The organism is Microbacterium sp. NPDC089696 (genome assembly GCF_044749125.1).
In the GTDB taxonomy this organism is placed as follows: domain Bacteria; phylum Actinomycetota; class Actinomycetes; order Actinomycetales; family Microbacteriaceae; genus Microbacterium.
The window spans coordinates 1,755,640-1,774,750 of the sequence record NZ_JBIVHF010000001.1; the positions used below are offsets into that span (position 1 = coordinate 1,755,640).

General features: G+C 69.1%; 21 protein-coding genes. 18 read left to right on the plus strand and 3 right to left on the minus strand.

Features of this window, described 5'->3' with window-relative positions:
* Position 1 precedes the first annotated feature (1 nt).
* The 5 genes from ACIPY8_RS08660 to ACIPY8_RS08680 all read left to right on the plus strand — a co-directional run bounded on the left by ACIPY8_RS08660 (position 2) and on the right by ACIPY8_RS08680 (position 5,444).
* Positions 2-2,278 carry a polyribonucleotide nucleotidyltransferase gene (locus tag ACIPY8_RS08660; protein ID WP_400817016.1) on the plus strand — a complete coding sequence of 759 codons (2,277 nt, stop codon included), beginning with the start codon at positions 2-4 and terminating at the stop codon, positions 2,276-2,278.
* A 217-nt stretch (positions 2,279-2,495) separates the two neighbouring features.
* Positions 2,496-3,521, plus strand: a complete 1,026-nt coding sequence (locus ACIPY8_RS08665; RefSeq protein WP_400817018.1) for an aldo/keto reductase — start codon at positions 2,496-2,498, stop codon at positions 3,519-3,521.
* Between the two features lie 85 nt (positions 3,522-3,606).
* Positions 3,607-4,209 (plus strand): histidine phosphatase family protein, encoded by a 603-nt coding sequence (locus tag ACIPY8_RS08670; RefSeq protein ID WP_400817020.1) that lies wholly within the window; start codon positions 3,607-3,609, stop codon positions 4,207-4,209.
* A gap of 60 nt (positions 4,210-4,269) precedes the next feature.
* Positions 4,270-5,010: a 4-hydroxy-tetrahydrodipicolinate reductase gene (dapB, locus tag ACIPY8_RS08675; protein WP_400817022.1), complete on the plus strand. Its 741-nt coding sequence runs from the start codon at positions 4,270-4,272 to the stop codon at positions 5,008-5,010.
* Positions 5,010-5,444, plus strand: a complete 435-nt coding sequence (locus ACIPY8_RS08680; RefSeq protein WP_400817024.1) for a hypothetical protein — start codon at positions 5,010-5,012, stop codon at positions 5,442-5,444. Before dapB ends, ACIPY8_RS08680 begins: the two co-directional genes overlap by 1 nt.
* 5 nt (positions 5,445-5,449) lie before the next feature.
* Here ACIPY8_RS08680 and ACIPY8_RS08685 read toward each other — a convergent pair whose 3' ends face one another.
* From ACIPY8_RS08685 to ACIPY8_RS08695, 3 genes are all read right to left on the minus strand, one after another.
* A complete protein-coding gene (locus ACIPY8_RS08685) occupies positions 5,450-5,875 on the minus strand; it encodes an OsmC family peroxiredoxin (protein ID WP_400817026.1) in 426 nt (141 codons plus the stop codon).
* 96 nt (positions 5,876-5,971) lie between these two features.
* The gene (locus ACIPY8_RS08690) at positions 5,972-6,535 is read right to left on the minus strand and encodes a DUF4395 domain-containing protein (protein ID WP_400817028.1); all 564 of its coding nucleotides are present in this window, start codon (positions 6,533-6,535) and stop codon (positions 5,972-5,974) included.
* A gap of 20 nt (positions 6,536-6,555) precedes the next feature.
* Positions 6,556-6,969, minus strand: coding sequence for a thioredoxin family protein (locus tag ACIPY8_RS08695; RefSeq protein ID WP_400817030.1), 414 nt, complete (start codon positions 6,967-6,969; stop codon positions 6,556-6,558).
* A 96-nt stretch (positions 6,970-7,065) separates the two neighbouring features.
* On the opposite strand from ACIPY8_RS08695, the gene ACIPY8_RS08700 reads away from it, so the two are divergent.
* The 13 genes from ACIPY8_RS08700 to ACIPY8_RS08760 all read left to right on the plus strand — a co-directional run bounded on the left by ACIPY8_RS08700 (position 7,066) and on the right by ACIPY8_RS08760 (position 19,067).
* Positions 7,066-7,875, plus strand: a complete 810-nt coding sequence (locus tag ACIPY8_RS08700) for a thymidylate synthase (protein WP_400817031.1) — start codon at positions 7,066-7,068, stop codon at positions 7,873-7,875.
* The gene (locus ACIPY8_RS08705; RefSeq protein ID WP_400817033.1) at positions 7,872-8,348 is read left to right on the plus strand and encodes a dihydrofolate reductase; all 477 of its coding nucleotides are present in this window, start codon (positions 7,872-7,874) and stop codon (positions 8,346-8,348) included. Before ACIPY8_RS08700 ends, ACIPY8_RS08705 begins: the two co-directional genes overlap by 4 nt.
* A complete protein-coding gene (locus tag ACIPY8_RS08710) occupies positions 8,348-9,109 on the plus strand; it encodes an SDR family NAD(P)-dependent oxidoreductase (RefSeq protein WP_400817035.1) in 762 nt (253 codons plus the stop codon). Before ACIPY8_RS08705 ends, ACIPY8_RS08710 begins: the two co-directional genes overlap by 1 nt.
* A 19-nt stretch (positions 9,110-9,128) precedes the next feature.
* Positions 9,129-9,548, plus strand: coding sequence for an EF-Tu/IF-2/RF-3 family GTPase (locus tag ACIPY8_RS08715; RefSeq protein WP_400817037.1), 420 nt, complete (start codon positions 9,129-9,131; stop codon positions 9,546-9,548).
* A 28-nt stretch (positions 9,549-9,576) separates the two neighbouring features.
* The gene (gene dapA, locus ACIPY8_RS08720) at positions 9,577-10,554 is read left to right on the plus strand and encodes a 4-hydroxy-tetrahydrodipicolinate synthase (protein ID WP_400817039.1); all 978 of its coding nucleotides are present in this window, start codon (positions 9,577-9,579) and stop codon (positions 10,552-10,554) included.
* A gap of 68 nt (positions 10,555-10,622) precedes the next feature.
* Complete coding sequence (locus ACIPY8_RS08725; protein WP_400817041.1) at positions 10,623-12,299, plus strand: ribonuclease J; 1,677 nt, start codon at positions 10,623-10,625, stop codon at positions 12,297-12,299.
* A 76-nt stretch (positions 12,300-12,375) separates the two neighbouring features.
* Positions 12,376-15,099: a DNA translocase FtsK 4TM domain-containing protein gene (locus ACIPY8_RS08730; protein ID WP_400817043.1), complete on the plus strand. Its 2,724-nt coding sequence runs from the start codon at positions 12,376-12,378 to the stop codon at positions 15,097-15,099.
* Positions 15,099-15,674, plus strand: a complete 576-nt coding sequence (gene pgsA / locus ACIPY8_RS08735) for a CDP-diacylglycerol--glycerol-3-phosphate 3-phosphatidyltransferase (protein WP_400817045.1) — start codon at positions 15,099-15,101, stop codon at positions 15,672-15,674. The genes ACIPY8_RS08730 and pgsA overlap by 1 nt, the downstream gene beginning before the upstream one ends.
* Entirely contained in the window at positions 15,671-16,150 is a 480-nt protein-coding gene (locus ACIPY8_RS08740) for a CinA family protein (protein WP_400817047.1), read from the plus strand. Before pgsA ends, ACIPY8_RS08740 begins: the two co-directional genes overlap by 4 nt.
* Positions 16,151-16,291: 141 nt before the next feature.
* Positions 16,292-16,600 carry a helix-turn-helix domain-containing protein gene (locus ACIPY8_RS08745; RefSeq protein ID WP_067114945.1) on the plus strand — a complete coding sequence of 103 codons (309 nt, stop codon included), beginning with the start codon at positions 16,292-16,294 and terminating at the stop codon, positions 16,598-16,600.
* A 19-nt stretch (positions 16,601-16,619) separates the two neighbouring features.
* Positions 16,620-16,844 carry a DUF3046 domain-containing protein gene (locus ACIPY8_RS08750; RefSeq protein WP_400817049.1) on the plus strand — a complete coding sequence of 75 codons (225 nt, stop codon included), beginning with the start codon at positions 16,620-16,622 and terminating at the stop codon, positions 16,842-16,844.
* A 268-nt stretch (positions 16,845-17,112) separates the two neighbouring features.
* A complete protein-coding gene (recA, locus tag ACIPY8_RS08755) occupies positions 17,113-18,159 on the plus strand; it encodes a recombinase RecA (protein ID WP_050721192.1) in 1,047 nt (348 codons plus the stop codon).
* Positions 18,160-18,578: 419 nt separating this feature from the next.
* On the plus strand, positions 18,579-19,067 hold the full coding sequence (locus ACIPY8_RS08760) for a regulatory protein RecX (protein WP_400817051.1): 489 nt from the start codon (positions 18,579-18,581) through the stop codon (positions 19,065-19,067).
* The last annotated feature ends 44 nt before the right edge of the window (positions 19,068-19,111 follow it).

Below are 19,111 nucleotides of genomic sequence, written 5' to 3' on the forward strand. Positions count from 1 at the left end.
CTTGGAAGGTCCTGAAATCACCGCCACCGAGGCCGTTCTCGACAACGGCCGCTTCGGCACCCGCACCATCCGCTTCGAGACCGGCCGCCTCGCGCAGCAGGCTCAGGGCGCCGTCGCCGCGTACCTCGACGGCGAGACCATGCTCCTCTCGGCCACCAGCGCAGGCAAGCACCCGCGCGAGGGCTTCGACTTCTTCCCGCTGACGGTCGACGTCGAGGAGCGCTCCTACGCCGCGGGCAAGATCCCCGGCTCGTTCTTCCGCCGCGAGGGTCGCCCCTCGACCGAAGCCATCCTCGTCTGCCGTCTGATCGACCGTCCGCTGCGTCCGTCGTTCGTCGACGGCCTGCGCAACGAGGTCCAGATCGTCATCACCGTGCTGTCGATCGCTCCGGGCGAGTTCTACGACGCCCTCGCGATCAACGCCGCTTCGGCGTCGACGCAGATCTCCGGTCTGCCTTTCTCCGGCCCCGTCGCCGGCGTGCGCCTCGCGTTCATCCCGGGTCACGGCGAGCACGCCGACCAGTGGGTCGCGTTCCCGACCGCCGAGCAGGTCTCGGAGGCCGTGTTCGACCTGATCGTCGCCGGTCGTGTCGTCACGAAAGCCGACGGCACCGAGGATGTCGCGATCATGATGGTCGAGGCCGAGGCGACCGAGGGCAGCTGGAACCTGATCAAGGCCGGCGCCACGAAGCCCGACGAGGCTGTCGTCGCGCAGGGTCTCGAGGCGTCGAAGCCGTTCATCGCGCAGCTCGTGAAGGCTCAGGCCGAGCTCGCCGCGACCGCGTCGAAGGAGCCGGGCGTGTACCCGGTCTTCCCGCCGTACCAGGACGAGGTCTACGACTTCGTCTCGGAGCGTGCGTTCGCGGATCTCGGCGATGTGTACCAGATCGCCGACAAGCAGGAGCGTCAGGCCGCCGACGACGTGGTCAAGGACCGCGTCAAGGCCGAGCTGATCGCAGCGACCGAGGCGGGCGAGCTGCCCGCAGCGGCACCGCTCGAGTTCTCCGCGGCGTACAAGTCGGTCACGAAGAAGATCGTGCGCGGCCGCATCCTCACGGAGAGCGTCCGCATGGACGGCCGTGGTCTGGCCGACATCCGTCCGCTGGACGCCGAGGTGCAGGTCATTCCGCGTGTCCACGGTTCGGCGATCTTCCAGCGCGGCGAGACCCAGATCATGGGCGTCACCACGCTGAACATGCTCAAGATGGAGCAGCAGATCGACTCGCTGTCGCCCACGACGAGCAAGCGTTACATGCACCACTACAACTTCCCGCCCTACTCGACCGGTGAGACCGGCCGCGTGGGTTCGCCGAAGCGTCGCGAGATCGGGCACGGCTTCCTCGCCGAGCGCGCCCTCGTGCCGGTGCTGCCGAGCCGCGAGGAGTTCCCGTACGCGATCCGTCAGGTCTCGGAGGCGCTGAGCTCGAACGGCTCGACGTCGATGGGCTCCGTCTGCGCGTCGACCCTGTCGCTGCTGAACGCGGGTGTGCCGCTGCGCGCCCCCGTCGCCGGCATCGCGATGGGTCTCGTGTCCGACGAGGTCGACGGTGAGACCCGCTATGCGGCGCTCACCGACATCCTCGGCGCCGAGGACGCCCTGGGCGACATGGACTTCAAGGTCGCCGGCACGAGCGAGTTCGTCACGGCGATCCAGCTCGACACGAAGCTCGACGGCATCCCGTCGTCGGTGCTCGCCGGAGCCCTGACCCAGGCGCGCGACGCGCGTCTGACGATCCTCAACGTCCTGAACGCCGCGATCGACGCTCCCGACGAGATGGCGCCGACCGCGCCGCGCGTCATCAGCGTGCAGATCCCGGTCGACAAGATCGGCGAGCTGATCGGCCCGAAGGGCAAGACGATCAACGCGATCCAGGACGAGACCGGCGCGCAGATCTCCATCGAGGAGGACGGCACCGTCTACATCGGCGCGACCGACGGCCCCTCGGCCGAGGCCGCCCGCGCGCAGGTCAACGCGATCGCGAACCCCACCAACCCGGAGGTCGGCGAGCAGTTCCTCGGAACCGTCGTCAAGATCGCCACGTTCGGTGCGTTCATCTCGCTGCTCCCGGGCAAGGACGGACTGCTGCACGTCACCGAGGTGCGCAAGCTCGCCGGTGGCAAGCGCGTCGAGAACGTCGAGGACGTCCTCTCGGTCGGACAGAAGATCCTCGTGAAGATCACGAAGATCGACGACCGCGGCAAGCTGTCGCTCGAGCCCGTGCTCGACGACGCGCCGGCCGCGGACGCCGCTCCCGCGGAGGAGTCCGCCGCCGAGTGATCGGCTGACGCACGACACCGGAACCCGGGTCCGACCTCGAGTCGGGCCCGGGTTCCCGCGTGTACGCGTGATCAAACCGTTATGGGAAGTTTCCCCGCCGTTCCCCGGAATGAACGGCGTGCTCCTCGACGTCCCTTACCCTCGAAGTACGCACCGGGGGGTGCATACACGGCAGCGACGTGGATCGGACGGCTCCGATCGACGCGGGGGTGAGGAAATGCGGTTGTTCAGCGTAGGCGCAGGCGCCTCCGCAGAGCGCGCGCCGCACGACACGGAGCATCCCTCCGCCCCCATCCCGATCGTCGGTCCCGGAATAGGAGAGACCATTCGCGTCCCCCTCGGAGAGACCGGATTCGAGACGTTCCCGCTCATGCTGGGCGCGGCCGAGTTCGGCTGGAACGTCGACCTCGAGACCAGCCACGGCATCCTCGACCGCTACGTGGAGTTCGGCGGCAATGCCATCCACACGGCGGACGGCTTCTCCGGAGGACGCAGCGAGCACATCATCGGACAGTGGCTCCGCTCCCGCGGACAGCGGGAACGGGCCCTCCTGAGCGTCCGCATCGGGGCGCACGCCGACAACCCCGGCCTGGGATCGGTGAACCTCGTCCGCGCGGTCGAGGGTTCGCTCACGCGTCTGGGCGTCGAGCGGATCGATGTGCTCTACCTGGATGCCACGCTGGATCGCACGACCAATCTCGAGGACACCCTCGCCACGGTCGAGTGGATGGTGGACGCCGGCAAGATCGGAGCGCTCGGCGCGTTCGGGTTCGCTCCCGAGCGCCTGGTCGAGGCGCGCATCCTCGCCTCGGCGGGCTACCCGCGCATCGAGGTCATCGACTCCCCGTACAACCTGATCCGCCGGCAGCCGTTCGAGGGGGACCTGCGCCTCGTCGCGGGAGCGCAGAACCTGGCGGTCACGCCGTCCCACGCCCTCGAGCACGGCTTCCTCTCGGGACGCCACCGCAGCAAGGCGATGACCTCGCGCGGCGTACGCGGGGAGCAGCTGCGCGGACACCTCAATCGTCGCGGCACCAAGATCCTCCGCGCGCTGGACCAGGTCGCCGCCGAGCTGGAGGTCCCGGTGGCGGCGGTCTCGATCGCGTGGCTGCTCGCACAGCGCACGGTCGCCGCGCCGATCGTGAACACCTTCGCGACCGAGCACGTCGACGAGCTCATGCAGGGCGCAGGCGTATCCTTGTCGCGGACGCAGGTCGCCGACCTCACCCGCGCCGGCAACTGACCGCGCGACGTCACACGTCTGTCACACGCCTGGCATAGGGTGGGAGGGATCCCCGGCGGATGCTGTCGATGAAGCGAGCGAGTTTGTGACGCACTACATATACCTGGTCAGACACGGTGAACATCAGGATGCCGAGCACGGCCTCGCCGACGGACCCCTCTCGCCGCGCGGTGCACGACAGGCCGAGCTGATCGCCGACCGGCTGTCCGGTCTCCCGCTCGACGCCGTGTGGCACTCTCCGCTCCTGCGGGCCGCCGAGACGGCGCGTGCGATCGCGGCGCGTCTGCCGTCGGTCGACCCGGCGCCGACCGCCCTCCTGTTCGACTGCGTCCCGACGGGGATGACCGAGGACACGCCCGCCGCATTCGAGCCGTTCTTCGGATCCATCACCGACGCCGAGATCGAGGCCGGTGCGGCGCAGATGTCCGACGCCGTCAACGAGTTCCTCGTGCGCAAGCCCGGCGACGTCCACGAAGTGCTCATCACCCACAACTTCGTCATCTCGTGGTTCGTGCGTGAGGTGCTGGGAGCCCCCGAGTGGCGGTGGATGACGCTCAACCAGGCGCATTGCGGGCTGACTGTGATCGCGCAGAAGCAGGGACGTCCGTGGACGCTCCTCACGCACAACGACACGGGACATCTGCCGGTCGAGCTCCGCACGGGCATCCCCGACACGATGCCGGTCTGATCCGGGTGCTCCCGGCCCGGCGCGGCGGAGCCTTCGACGTCCCGAAATAGGATTGAGGGCATGACCACGCAGGTAGCACTCGTCGGCGGCACCGGGAAGCTCGGGTCGATCATCCATACGGTGATCGACGAGTTGGACGGCTTCAAGGTGGTTCGCGTGCTCACCTCCTCGAGCGATCTGGCCGAGGTGGACGGAGTCGACCTCGTGGTCGACGCGACCACGCCGCAGGTGAGCATCGACGTCGTGCGCGCCGCGGTCGAGCGGGGCATCAATGTGCTCGTCGCGACCTCCGGCTGGTCCGCTCAGCGCATCGCGCTGATCCGTCCGCTGGTCGCCGATGCGGGCACCGGCGCGGTCTTCATCCCGAACTTCTCGCTCGGGTCGGTGCTCGGTTCGGCCCTCGCCGCGGCGGCCGCACCTTTCTTCCCGTCCGCCGAGATCATCGAGGCGCACCATGAGAAGAAGGTCGACTCGCCCAGCGGAACGGCCGTGCGCAGCGCCGAGCTGATCGCCGCGGCTCGCGCGGAGCAGGGGCCGGTGAGCGCGCCGCACGCCGACCAGCGCGCCCGCGGACAGCAGGTCGGCAGCGTCCCGATCCACTCGCTGCGGCGCCCGGGCGTGATCGCCAAACAGGAGGTGATCCTCGCCGGTCCCGGCGAGTCGCTCACGTTCACGCACGACACAGTCGAGCCCGCTCTGGCCTACGCGCCGGGCATCCGTCTCGCCGTGCCCTACGCCGCGCAGGCGCGCGGAGTCGTCGTCGGGCTGGAGAGCATGATCGACATCGGCATCCGCTCGTGATGTCCCGCATCGCGGTCGCGCTCATGGCCGCCTCGCTCGCCGTCTACCTCGGCGTGTCCATCTGGCTCGCCGTGATGTTCTTCTCGGTCGGCACGCCGATCTCGATCGGGATGGGCGTCGCGCTCGTGGTGCTCGCCCCGCTCGGCGGCTGGGCGCTGATCCGCGAGATGGTCTTCGGGTTCCAGGCGGACCGGCTCGGGCGGATGCTCGACGCCGAGGGCGGGATGCCGGAGGCCGAGACCGAGCTGACCCCGAGCGGTCGGCTGCGCCCGGAGGACGCGGATCCGCTCATCGCCCGGTACACCGCGGAGGCCGAGTCGGCGCGGGGCGACTGGCGGGCCCGCTACCGCCTGGGCGTCGTGCAGGACGCGGCAGGGCGCCGCAAGGACGCCCGTGCCAGCATCCGCGAGGCGATCCGGCTCTCGCGCGCCTGACGGGCTCAGGCCAGCGTCGCCTCGAGCGTGATCTCGATGCCGGCGAGTGCCTGCGAGACGGGGCAGCCGGTCTTGGCGCCGTTCGCGATCTCCTGGAAGGCCTCGGGAGTGAGCCCGGGGACGACCGCGTTGACGTTGAGGTGGCTGCCGGTGATGCCGACGCCGGGGGTGAAGCTGACCGATGCGCTGGTGTTCACGCGCTCCGGAGGTGTGCCGTTCTCGGAGAGCGCGTGCGAGAGCGCCATGCTGAAGCAGGAGGCGTGGGCCGCGGCGATCAGCTCCTCGGGGGTGGTCGTGGTGTCGCTGCCCTCGCTGCGGGCCTTCCAGTCGATCGGGAAGGTGCCGAGGTGCGACGACGAGAAGGCGACCGTGCCGGAGCCCTCCGCGAGGGATCCGGTCCAGGTGGTGTTCGCTTCGCTGGTGACGGGCATGATTCCTCCGGTTCTCGCGCTGCTCGGTAGGCGGCTCGCGTGTGCGGTCAGCCTATCGAGGGGCGGTCCGCGAGGGAACCGGCGTCGCCCGCGGGATCAGGCCGAGGCGGCCCGGCCGAGCACGCCGATACGCTGGAGCAGGAGATACAGCTGGCATCCGAGGCACAGTCCGATCGCGGCGTTGAGGAACGCCGCGACGAAGGCCGCAGCCGTGGCGATCGGCAGCGCCCAGGGCACCCCGGCGAGGTGGAGCACCAGGCCGATCGTGACGACGAGCAGGCCGACGCCCTGCGCGAAGCGCGGCGGACGCGGGTCCTCGAGCTCGCCCGGCGCCCCCAGACGCGGACGCACGACACGACGGAAGAGCACTCCCCACGGCGCCGTCGCGGGGGAGAGCACGCTCCACAGGAAGAGCGCCGCGATGACGACGGTCAGCAGGAATCCCGGGTCGAGCGCGCGCTGTGCGACGGATGCCGCGGAGACGGCCCACCCGCCTTCGGGGAACGTCGCGTCCGCGAGCGGTTGGTACGCGATCCACCCGGTTCCCCGCGCGGTCGAGATCCCCACGAGTCCGAGGAACGTCGCGACGAACAACAGCACGGTCGTGACGGTGGCGGCGAAACGGGGCCCGCGCGGGTCGATGCCTGCCGGTGTGCTCATGATTCTCCTGTCCCTCCGCCTCACACGGCGGCGAGTGCCTCGGTCAGCGCGCGCGGCTGCGGTACGCCGTGGAATCGTGCGCGCACGGCTCCGGAGCCGTCCACGACGAAGGTGGTCGGGGTCTGCAGCACGCGATAGCGGGCCGACAGGTCGGGACGGTGCGTGAGATCGACCTCGAGGTGGACGAGGGCGTCGTCCGCCTCGGCGTACGAGGTCAGGAGCCGTCGCACCTGCGGGCAGCGGGTGCACATCTCGGTGCTGAACTGCACCAGGGTCGCGCGGGCGCCGAGTGCGACGGCATCCGCATCCTGCGGATCGAAGCGCAGGTGTCCGCCGGCACGCCGACGTCCGTCGCGCACGCGGATCGCGAACGCCGCGACGACCGCGAGCGCCACGAGACCTCCGGCGAGGGCGAGGGCGAGCGCGGGCGACATGGTCCGAGGCTATGCCCGCCGCGGCGGCCGGAGGCCTGATGTGTCGGAGCATGACGTTCCGATCCGATGTCGTCGCCGGCGGGTAGTCTGGCTGACATGAGCGCAGCCGTCCCCACGCCGTACGAAGACCTGCTCCGCGACGTGCTGGAGAACGGCACGCACAAGTCCGACCGCACCGGCACCGGCACGACGAGCGTCTTCGGTCGCCAGATCCGTTTCGACCTCGCCGCGGGCTTCCCGCTCGTCACCACCAAGCGCGTGCACTTCAAGTCCATCGCCTACGAGCTGCTGTGGTTCCTGCGCGGCGACTCGAACGTGCGCTGGCTGCAGGAGCACGGTGTGAGCATCTGGGACGAGTGGGCCGACGAACAGGGCGACCTCGGTCCCGTGTACGGCGTGCAGTGGCGCTCATGGCCGACGCCGGACGGGCGCAGCATCGACCAGCTCTCCGAGGTGATCGAGCAGATCCGCGCGACGCCCGACTCGCGGCGTCTCATCGTGTCGGCGTGGAACCCGGCCGACATCCCCGACATGGCTCTCGCACCGTGCCACGCGCTGTTCCAGTTCTACGTCGCAGACGGCAGGCTCTCGTGCCAGCTGTACCAGCGCAGCGCCGACCTGTTCCTCGGTGTGCCGTTCAACATCGCCTCGTACGCTCTGCTCACCCTGATGATCGCGCAGCAGGTCGGTCTCGAGCCCGGCGACTTCGTGTGGACCGGCGGCGACTGCCACATCTACGACAACCACGTCGAGCAGGTGCGCGAGCAGCTCAGCCGCGACGCGTACCCGGCCCCGACGCTGCGGTTCGCGCGCACGCCCGACTCTGTGTTCGACTACGAGTACGACGACTTCCTGGTCGAGGACTACCAGCACCACGCTCCGATCCGCGCGGCGGTGGCGGTATGACCTGGGTCGGGCTGATCTGGGCCGAGGCCGAGGGGCACGTCATCGGGGCCGACGGCGGGATGCCGTGGCATGTCCCCGAGGACCTCGCGCATTTCAAGGAGATCACCCTCGGCGCCCCCGTCGTGATGGGCCGCAAGACCTGGGACTCCCTCCCCGAGCGCTTCCGTCCGCTGCCGGGCCGGGAGAACGTGGTCATCACGCGCCAGCAGGACTGGGCCGCCGAGGGGGCCCGTCGTGCCGCCACGGTGGCCGAGGCGGTGCGCGGGCATGACCGCGTGTGGATCATCGGCGGTGCGGAGATCTTCCGCCAGGTGATCGCCGATGCGGATCGGCTCGAGATCACGGAGCTCGACCTCCGTGTCGACGGCGACGCCCACGCCCCCTCGATCGAGGGCTGGCGCGTTGTCGACGACGGAGAGTGGCAGACCTCGCGCACCGGCATCCGCTACCGCTTCCGGGGGTACGAGCGCTGATGCCCACCGCACTCATCACGGGAGCGAGCGCCGGACTCGGCGCGGAGTTCGCACGTCAGCTCGCCCGGCGTCGTGCCGACCTGGTGATCGTGGCACGCTCCGCCGATGCTCTCGAGGAGCTCGCCGCCGATCTGCGCGCCGAGCACGGCGTCGCGGTCGAGGTGCTCGCGGCCGACCTCGCCGAGGTCGACGGCGTCGAGAAGGTCGCGGCGCGGCTGCGCGACGTCGGCGACCCCGTGGACCTCCTGGTCAACAACGCCGGCTTCGGACTGCCGCTCCAGTTCGCCGACAACGACATCGACGACGAGGTGCGCCATCTGCGTGTGCACGTCGAGGCGTCGATGCGGCTCATGCACGCGGCGCTGCAGACGATGCGCGGACGGGGTGGACGCATCATCAACGTCGCCTCGGTCGCAGGGTTCATCTCCAGGTCGACGTACTCGGCATGCAAGAGCTGGCTCATCGGGTTCAGTCGTTGGGCGAACACCGAGTACGCCCGAGACCGCGTGAGCGTGACGGCCGTGTGCCCCGGCTTCACCCACACCACGTTCCACGAACGCATGGGCCTCGCGCCGGGGAACGAGGGCGTGCCCGCGGTCATGTGGCTCGACGCCCGGGATGTGGTGCGCGAGGGCCTGCGGGACGCCGCACTCGGCAAGGCCGTGTCGATCCCGTCGCTGCGGTACAAGGCCATCGTCGCGCTGGCGGCTCTTCTCCCGGCATCGCTCACCTCCGGCGTCGCCCGCCGCGGCCGGGTCTGATCCGGACGGCGATCGCACGATGGGATGGCTGTTCGGACGGAAGCGCGAGCCGCAGGATGCGAACGAGACGTTGCGCCGCTACAACGAGGCCGAGGCCGCACGCCTCGCCGCGATGACGAGCGGGGCTCCGACGGTCGCAGCGGGGGAGTCGTTCACGGCGGTGACGTCGTCGACCGAGTTCGCGGTCGAGGACGTCTTCACGATCACGGGCCGGGGCATCGTCGCGACCGGCACCGTGACCTCGGGCGTTCTCCGGATCGGCGACGCGGTGGTCGTGACCCGCGGGGGCGCGACGACGGGATCGACCGAGATCACCGGGATCGAGATGTTCCGCAAGACGGTCAGGGAGGCGGCGCCGGGTGCGAACGTCGGCCTGCTCCTGCGCGGCACGGTCGATGTCGTCCGCGGTGATGTCATCCGACCCGCTGCGTCCGCGTGAGCACCCGCCGAACCGATACGCTGGGGGCATGACGCACTCGGGCAACCCTTTCGGACAGGTCCTCGTCGCGCTCGTCACTCCGATGACGGCCGACGGTGAAGTCGACTGGCCCGCCGTCGAGAAGCACATCGATGACGTGATCACCGCTGGTGCGGACGGCATCGTCGTGACGGGCACGACCGGCGAGACCTCGACCCTGACGGATCCCGAGAAGCTCAAGCTCGTCGAGGTCGGCAAGTCCGTCTCCGCGGGCCGCGCCAAGATCATCACCGGAGGCGGGTCGAACGAGACCGCGCACGCGATCGAGCTCTACAAGGCGAGCGAGAAGGCCGGCGCCGACGGCATCATGATCGTCACGCCCTACTACAACAAGCCCACGCAGGCCGGCATCCTCACGCACTTCCGTCTCGTCGCGGACGCCACCGACCTCCCGGTGATCCTCTACGACATCCCCGGCCGTACGGGTGTGCCCATCAAGTACGAGACGATCCTTCGTCTGGCGAAGCACCCCAACATCCTCGCCGTGAAGGACGCGAAGGGCGACTTCTCCGAGGTCAGCCGCGTGCTGAACCAGACCGACCTCATGTACTTCTCCGGCGATGACGCGAACGTGCTGCCGCACCTCGCCATCGGCGCGACCGGTCTGATCGGCGTGACCGCGAACATCGCGGCGACGCCCTACCGAACGATCGTGGACGCCGTGAACCGCGGCGATCTCGCGGCAGCCACCGCCGAGCACCAGCGCCTCGAGCCTCTTGTGCGCGCCGTCATGACGCACGTGCCGGGCACCGTCGCGGCGAAGTACATCCTGCACGGGCTCGGACGCATCTCGAGCCCGCGCGTCCGCCTGCCTCTGGTCGGTCCGGAGGAGTGGGAGGCCGCCCTCATCGAGGATGAGCTCGACCTCGTCGCCGGAGTCCCCGGTGCGGACTTCTCGAACTTCCGTCCCGACCGCAACGCCGCCGCGGGTGGCGCGCTGCCGAAGGTGCACGGCACGACACGCTGATACGGGCCGCGGTGCGCCGCGCCACCATGAACGACCGGACGCGCGGAGCGTCCGACTGAGGAGACACCATGTCGATCCCCCTTGCAGATCCTGCCGCGCTCGAAGAGGGGACCCTGCGCGTCACACCGCTCGGCGGCCTCGGTGAGATCGGTCGCAACATGACCATCTTCGAGTACGACGGCAAGATCCTGATCGTCGACTGCGGCGTGCTGTTCCCGGAGGAGCACCAGCCGGGAGTCGACCTGATCCTGCCCGACTTCGAGCCGATCAAGGACCGCCTCGACGACATCGTCGGCGTGGTCCTCACGCACGGCCATGAGGATCACATCGGCGCGGTTCCGTATCTCCTCCGCTTGAAGAGCGACATCCCGCTGATCGGCTCGGGCCTGACTCTCGCGCTCGTCGAGGCGAAGCTCAAGGAGCACCGGATCAAGGCCTTCACCCTCACGGTGAAGGAAGGCCAGGAGGAGCAGGTCGGGCCTTTCGATCTGGAGTTCGTCGCGGTCAACCACTCGATCCCGGATGCTCTCGCAGTCGCGATCCACACGCCCGCCGGCACGGCCCTCGCGACCGGTGACTTCAAGATGGATCAGCTTCCCCTCGACGGCCGCATCACCGACCTGCGTGCGTTCGCGCGTCTCGGCGAGGAGGGAGTGGACCTGTTCCTGGTCGACTCGACGAACGCCGACGTGCCGGGCTTCACGCCCACCGAGCGCTCCATCGGCCCGGTCCTCGACCAGGTCATCGCCAAGGCTCCTCGCCGGGTCATCGTCGCGAGCTTCTCGAGCCACGTCCATCGTGTGCAGCAGGTGATCGACGCCGCTCATGCGAACGGACGTCGGGTGGCCTTCCTCGGGCGCAGCATGGTCCGCAACATGACGATCGCCGAGCAGCTCGGCTACCTCAAGGTGCCGGACGGCGTCCTGATCGACTACAAGAAGGCGCGGGACCTCCCCGACGACCGGATCGTCTACATGTCCACCGGCTCGCAGGGCGAGCCGATGGCGGTGCTCAGCCGCATGGTCAACATGGACCACGCGATCGAGATCGGGGAGGGCGACACCGTCATCCTCGCGTCCAGCCTCATCCCCGGGAACGAGAACGCCGTCTACCGCATCATCGACGGTCTCACCAAGCTCGGCGCGAACGTCGTCCACAAGGCGAACGCCCGTGTCCACGTCTCCGGGCACGCGGCGGCGGGTGAGCTCATCTACTGCTACAACATCCTCAAGCCGAAGAACGTGCTGCCCGTGCACGGCGAGTACCGTCACCTGGTCGCCAACGCGAAGCTGGCGCAGGACACGGGCATCCCGGCCGAGCGCACCATCATCGCCTCGAACGGCACCGTGATCGACCTCAAGGACGGCGACGCGCGCATCGCCGGGCAGCTCGACCTCGGCTTCGTGTACGTCGACGGCTCGACCGTCGGCGCGATCACCGACGCCGACCTCAAGGACCGGCGCATCCTCGCCGAGGAGGGCTTCGTGTCGGTGATCGTGGTGGTGGACGCCGCGACGGGGCGCATCATCTCCGGCCCCGAGATCCACGCGCGCGGCATCGCGGAGGACGACTCGGTCTTCGACGACGTCGCCCCCAAGATCGTCGCCGCGCTCAAGGAGGCATCGGGCAACGGCGTGCGCGACACGCATGCGCTGTCGCAGGTCGTGCGACGCACGATCGGACGCTGGGTGAACCAGAAGCTCCGCCGCCGTCCGATGATCGTCCCGCTCGTCATCGAGGCCTGAGGCCCACGACCGCCGATCGGCCCGGAATGCCGCGTCATTACGGGCCGATGTCGGCTGCGGGCCGTAACGTGAGAGCATGGCCAGGAGCACCACGAAGTCAGCGCGCGCGTCCGAGAGCGCCACGCCTCGCCCGAAGAGGCAGACCGCTCCGAAGTCGCAGGCCGCGCCCAAGAAGTACATCGACGAGGTCGACAAGCCCCCGGTGATCGCTCGCGCGTGGGTGGGCCTGGCGCACGGTGTCGGCGGTCTCTTCCGCGCGTTCGGACCGGAGACCCTCGAGAAGGACGACCGTCGCGACGGCTTCCCCTTCTTCCTCGTGCTCCTGGCGATCGCCGGCGCGGTCAACGAGTGGTTCTTCATCGGCAGCGAGGTCGCCGCCAGCATCAGCGCGTACTCGGTCGGACTGTTCGTGGGCCGGGTCGCCTTCATCATGCCCGTGCTGCTGCTCCTCCTGGCCGGATGGCTGTTCCGGCATCCGTCGTCGGTGCACGACAACGGGCGCATCGGCATCGGCTTCGGCATGTTCGTCCTCGCCCTCTCGGGCATCTTCCACGTGGCGGGTCCGCGTCCGCATCCGAATCAGGGGATGCCGGCGCTCAGCGAGTCCGGGGGGCTCCTCGGGTGGCTGATCGGCCAGCCGCTCACGTATCTCACCGACATCCCCGCGTACATCGTGCTGGCTCTCCTCATCGCGCTCAGCATCCTCATCCTCACCAAGACTCCGCCGAACCGGATCGGCGCGCGTCTCGGCGACCTCTACGCCTGGATGTTCGACGCCGAGCGAGTGGAGAAGCCCGCGAAGGATGCGGCGGCGATCGACGATGCCGACAAGGTCGACGATCCCGACGTGCTCCCGTGGTGGCGTCGCAACAAGACCGGCCGCGAGGAGGACCCCGACGAGGGGACGCTCGGATCCGATGACATCACGGCGCTGCTCTCGCAGCCGGACGCGACGCCGGCCTACGACCAGGCCGTCACTGTCGCGAACCCCTACGACGCCGCCACCGAGGTCATCTCGGACGTGCGCTCGGTCACCGACGCGCTGGCCGAGCAGCAGACGACCGCGCTGCTGGACGACGACTCCGACACGGGCGAGATGCCCGAGCTCCCGGGGCTCGACGGCTTCGGCACGGATGGACCGGGGGACCGCGGTCCGCAGGCCCCTGTCGCGCCCTACATCCTGCCGTCGCCGGGCGTTCTCGCCGAGGGACCGCCGTCCGTGGCGCGCTCGGAGGCGAACGACAGGATCGTCGAGCAGATCACGAGCGTGCTGTCCCAGTTCAACGTCGACGCCAAGGTCACGGGCTTCTCGCGCGGACCGACGGTCACGCAGTACGAGGTCGAGGTCGGTCACGGCGTCAAGGTCGAGAAGATCCTCCAGCTGAGCAACAACTTCGCGTACGCGGTCGCGTCGAACGACGTGCGCATCCTCTCGCCGATCCCGGGCAAGAGCGCGATCGGCATCGAGATCCCGAACACCGACCGCGAGACCGTCTCGCTGGGCGACGTGCTGCGGTCGCAGGCCGCGCAGAAGAGCACCCATCCGCTGACCATCGGCGTCGGCAAGGACGTCGGCGGCAACTTCGTCACGGCGAACCTCGCGAAGATGCCGCACCTCCTCGTCGCCGGTTCGACGGGATCCGGTAAGTCGAGCTTCGTGAACTCGATGATCACGAGCCTCCTGATGCGCGCACGGCCGTCCGACGTGCGCATGGTGCTGATCGACCCGAAGCGCGTCGAGCTCACCAGCTACGCGGGAGTCCCGCACCTCATCACGCCCATCATCACGAACCCGAAGAAGGCCGCCGAGGCGCTGCAGTGGGTCGTGAAGGAGATGGACATGCGGTACGACGACCTCGCGTCGTTCGGCTTCCGCCACATCGACGACTTCAACAAGGCCGTCCGTGCCGGCGAGGTCGAGGTGCCCGTGGGCAGCGAGCGCGTGCTCAAGCCCTACCCGTACCTCCTCGTCGTCGTCGACGAGCTCGCCGACCTCATGATGGTCGCCCCGCGCGACGTCGAGGACTCGATCGTGCGTATCACGCAGCTCGCCCGAGCCTCCGGCATCCACCTGGTCCTCGCGACCCAGCGTCCGAGCGTCGACGTCGTGACCGGTCTGATCAAGGCGAACGTCCCGTCGCGACTCGCGTTCGCCGTCACCAGCGTCACCGACAGCCGGGTCATCCTCGACAGCCCCGGAGCCGACAAACTCATCGGTCAGGGCGACGCCCTGTTCTCGCCCATGGGGTCGTCCAAGCCGTTCCGTCTGCAGGGCGCGTGGGTCGACGAGAAGGAGATCGACGCGGTCGTCAAGCACGTGACCCGACAGGCCCGTCCGGAGTATCGCGCGGACGTGCAGGAGGCCATGGAACCGGCCAAGAAGAAGGAGGTCGACGAGGACATCGGCGACGACCTCGAGCTGCTGCTCGCGGCGGCCGAGCTCATCGTCTCCTCCCAGTTCGGATCGACCTCGATGCTGCAGCGCAAGCTCCGCGTCGGCTTCGCGAAGGCCGGCCGTCTCATGGACCTCCTGGAGTCCCGAGAGGTCGTCGGCCCCTCTGAAGGCTCGAAGGCGCGCGACGTGCTCGCGACTCCGGAGCAGCTCCCTCAGGTCATGGCGAAGCTCCGAGGCGAGGACGTGCCCGCCGCGGCCTCGGCGACGGCCGCCTCCGCGCCGGCTGCTCCCGTCGCTCCGCCGCTGCCGACGCGGGATCCCGTCGAAGCCCAGTACGACGGGCTCCCGGTGGTCGAAGCAGAAGGCGGCGACGAGGACGCCTGGGGATTGACGGGACGCGACTGATGGCGATCCCTCGGCAGCTTCCCAACGCGATCACCGTCGCACGGATCCCGCTCGCGGTGGTCTTCTTCATCGTGCTCCTCCTCGGTGGGACGTACGGCATCCCCGACCTCACGCTCCGCTGGATCGCGGGCATCCTCTTCGTCATCGCGATCTCGACCGACTGGGTCGACGGCTACCTCGCCCGTCGCTACGACATCGTCAGCGACTTCGGCAAGCTGTGGGACCCGATCGCCGACAAGCTGCTCACGGGGGCGGGGTTCATCGGCCTGGCGATCCTCGGCGAACTGCACTGGTGGCTCGTCGTCATCATCCTCATCCGGGAATGGGGCATCACGGTGCACCGTCTCATGGTCGCGAGCGAGCACGTCGTCGCGGCCGCCTGGATGGGCAAGGTCAAGACCGCGGTACAGGGCGTGGCGCTCTCGTGGGCGCTGCTGCCTCTTCATGTGCTCATCGGGCTCGGCCCGTGGACGATCGTCACCGCCGTGCTGATGATCGTCGTTCTGGTGCTGACCGTCGCGAGCGGGATCGACTACATCGTCGCGCAGGTCCGGGGCTCTCGGCAGGCGTCGTGACGCTCGCGGCGGAAGCGGTCGCGGCGCTCGTGGCACGGGGCTGGACCCTGGGTGTCGCCGAGTCGCTCACGGGCGGTGCCGTCGCGGCGGAGATCGTGTCGGTTCCCGGCGCGTCGGCCGCGCTCTGGGGCGGCGTGGTCGCGTATGCGACGCCGGTGAAGCACAGCGTTCTCGGCGTCGATGCTGAGCTCCTCGCCGCACAGGGCGCGGTGCATCCGCGTGTGGCGATCGAGATGGCGACCGGGATCCGTCGGGTCGTCTCCGTCGGACGGCCGAGCGACGTCGGGATCGCGACGACCGGGATCGCCGGCCCTGACTCGCCCGACGGGCAGCCGGTCGGCACCGTGCACGTGGCCGTCGTGACTCCGCAGGGCGTGCTGAGCGAGTCCCATCGATTCTCCGGGGACCGCGCGGAGATCAGAGCGCGGTCGCAGGATGCCGTGCTGAGCGCACTCGTTCGAATGGTCCGGGAATAGTGCCGCGGGGGTGTCCGTTGTCATGAATGTGCTCACATCGAAAGCACAGCGTGCGAAGGTAGATTCTGTGACAGTCCTTAGGGCTAGACTGACGATTCCATCGGGGGAGACCTCGAGAACACGATCTGGGAGGAGGTTCCGATGATTCTTGTACGACAGGAGATCGGCGATGTGCTGAGGGACTTCCGCCTGCAGAAGGGGCGTACGCTCCGGCAGGTCGCCAGCAAGGCGTCTGTGGCGCTCGGCTATCTCAGTGAGGTGGAGCGCGGTCAGAAGGAGGCTTCGAGCGAGATCCTCGCCTCCGTGGCGGATGCGCTCGACGTCCCGATCTCGACCATCATGCGCGAGGTCGGCGACCGCATCTCCGTCCTCGAGGGCATCCAGGTCTTCCCGGACGTCGTCCCCGACGACCTCGTGGCCTCGGTCGAGCCCGAGCTCTCGCTGCACTGACCGCGGAGAACGTCCGTCCATGCGACGCAGTGAGTTCCTCCGCGCCGTCGACGCGGAGTTCGGCGGCCGGGCATCGTCCCTGGTCAGCGACCTCGTGCTGAACGAGCTCTCCGGTCGGACTGCCGAGGAGGCGCTGGACGCGGGAGTGCCCCCACGCGACATCTGGGAAGCGCTGTGCGCGGCGACCGAGGTGCCGATCGAGCGTCGCCACGGCGCCGGCCGTCTCGAGCCCCGCCGTCGGTGACGGTCCCGGTCGCGTCACGAACCTTCGTCTGAATGACACACCGACGCGGCGTGTCATCGAAGATCCGTTCGATGCAGGCGTAGTCTTCTGCACAAGTGGTTCAGAGTTCTCGTTCTCCCCGTTCTCCGGCGCCGACGACGCAATGTCCGAGGTCGCTCGTACGGTGTGAACAGGCCGAAGAGCCATACGCCTTGTCGGAGAGTTCCGCCCATCCCGGGCGGGCCGCGACAGCCTACAGGCGGCATCACGCGAGCAGAAGGAGCATGACATGCCATCACCCGCCGACCGCGAGAAGTCCCTCGAGACCGCCCTCGCCCAGATCGACCGTCAGTTCGGAAAGGGCTCGGTCATGCGGCTGGGCAGCGATGAGCGCGCCCCTGTCGCCGTGATCCCGACCGGATCGATCGCCCTCGACGTCGCCCTCGGCGTCGGCGGCCTCCCGCGTGGCCGCATCGTCGAGATCTATGGTCCCGAGTCCTCGGGTAAGACCACGCTGACTCTGCACGCGATCGCCAACGCCCAGCGTTCCGGCGGCATCGCGGCCTTCATCGACGCGGAGCATGCTCTCGACCCCGACTACGCCGCCAAGCTCGGAGTCGACATCGATGCGTTGCTCGTATCGCAGCCCGACACCGGTGAGCAGGCGCTCGAGATCGCGGACATGCTCGTGCGGTCCGGCGCGATCGATCTGATCGTGATCGACTCGGTCGCAGCGCTCGTTCCCCGGGCGGAGATCGAGGGCGAGATGGGCGACTCGCACGTCGGTCTTCAGGCACGGCTCATGTCCCAGGCTCTCCGCAAGCTGACCGGTGGGCTCAACCAGACCAACACCACGATGATCTTCATCAACCAGCTGCGCGAGAAGATCGGTGTCTTCTTCGGCTCGCCGGAGACCACCGCGGGTGGAAAGGCGCTCAAGTTCTACGCGTCGGTCCGTATGGACATCCGCCGCATCGAGACGCTCAAGGACGGCACCGATGCTGTCGGCAACCGCACCAGGGTCAAGGTCGTCAAGAACAAGATGGCGCCGCCGTTCAAGCAGGCGGAGTTCGACATCCTCTACGGTGTCGGCATCTCGCGAGAGGGCAGCCTCATCGACTTCGGCGTCGACCACGGGATCGTGAAGAAGTCCGGGTCCTGGTACACCTACGACGGTGATCAGCTCGGACAGGGCAAGGAGAACGCCCGGAACTTCCTGATCAAGAACCCCGACATCGCTCTGACCATCGAGACGCAGATCAAGCAGAAGCTCGGCATCGGCGGCGCCGCTCCCGCCGCGCCGGCAGACGAGCTCGCCGAGCGTCGCCCCGCCTGATCATGACGACACGAGACGACGGGGGCGCATCCGAGCGGATCGCCCCCGTCATCCCGCTCTTCGGTGCTGCGCGGTCCGAGTCGGACTCCGCACCCGACTCGAGGGGGCGTTCAGACGATCACACTCGAGCGGACGAGGCAGAACACGTCGTCCCACGCCGGACCGGGGATGCGGGGCTCTGGCGCTCGACATGGGATGACGTCCCGGCGCGCTCGACCGGATCGCGGATCTCTCCCGCACGGGAAGGATCGTTCGGGGTCGCGGACCCGGAGCAGCGGACGGGGCCGAGCGACCGGCATCCTGCGCGAGGCGGTGCCCGTGGTGGTGCTCCACGTCTCCGAGCGCTGCAGAACGCTCAGGACGGAGGCGACGGGACGACGACGGCGGCCGACGTCCGCGCGATCGCGGAAGAGATCCTCGTGCGCAAGCTGCGCTCGCGATCACTGTCCGTGTCGGAGGCGCGCCTCATCCTGCGCGGGTTCGACCATGACGGGGTGAGACTCGCCGCGAACGTCGTGGACGACGTCCTCGACGCATTCTCCCGCCGCGGCTACCTCGACGACGCGCAGCTCGCCGGACAGCTCGTCGCCGCGGGGATCGAGCGCAAGGGACAGGGCCGTGTGGCTCTGTCGAGAGCGCTCGCGCAACGGGGCATCCCACGCGAGATCATCGACGCCGCCCTCGACGAGCTGCCGGACGACGACGCGGAGCGCGCGCTCGAGTACGCGCGCTCCAAGGCGCGGTCCCTCACCCGGCTGGACTCCGACACCGCGCTGCGTCGACTCGTCGGTCAGCTCGCGCGACGGGGATACAACGGCGGCATCGCGATGTCCGCGGCGAAGACGGCCCTGGCCGAGGCGACCTTCGGGCGCCCGACATCCGGTGTGCGCTTCGTCGACTCGGACTGACCTCGGCCCCGGAGGGCCGTGTCCGTCGACAGGTGCCGCGGCGG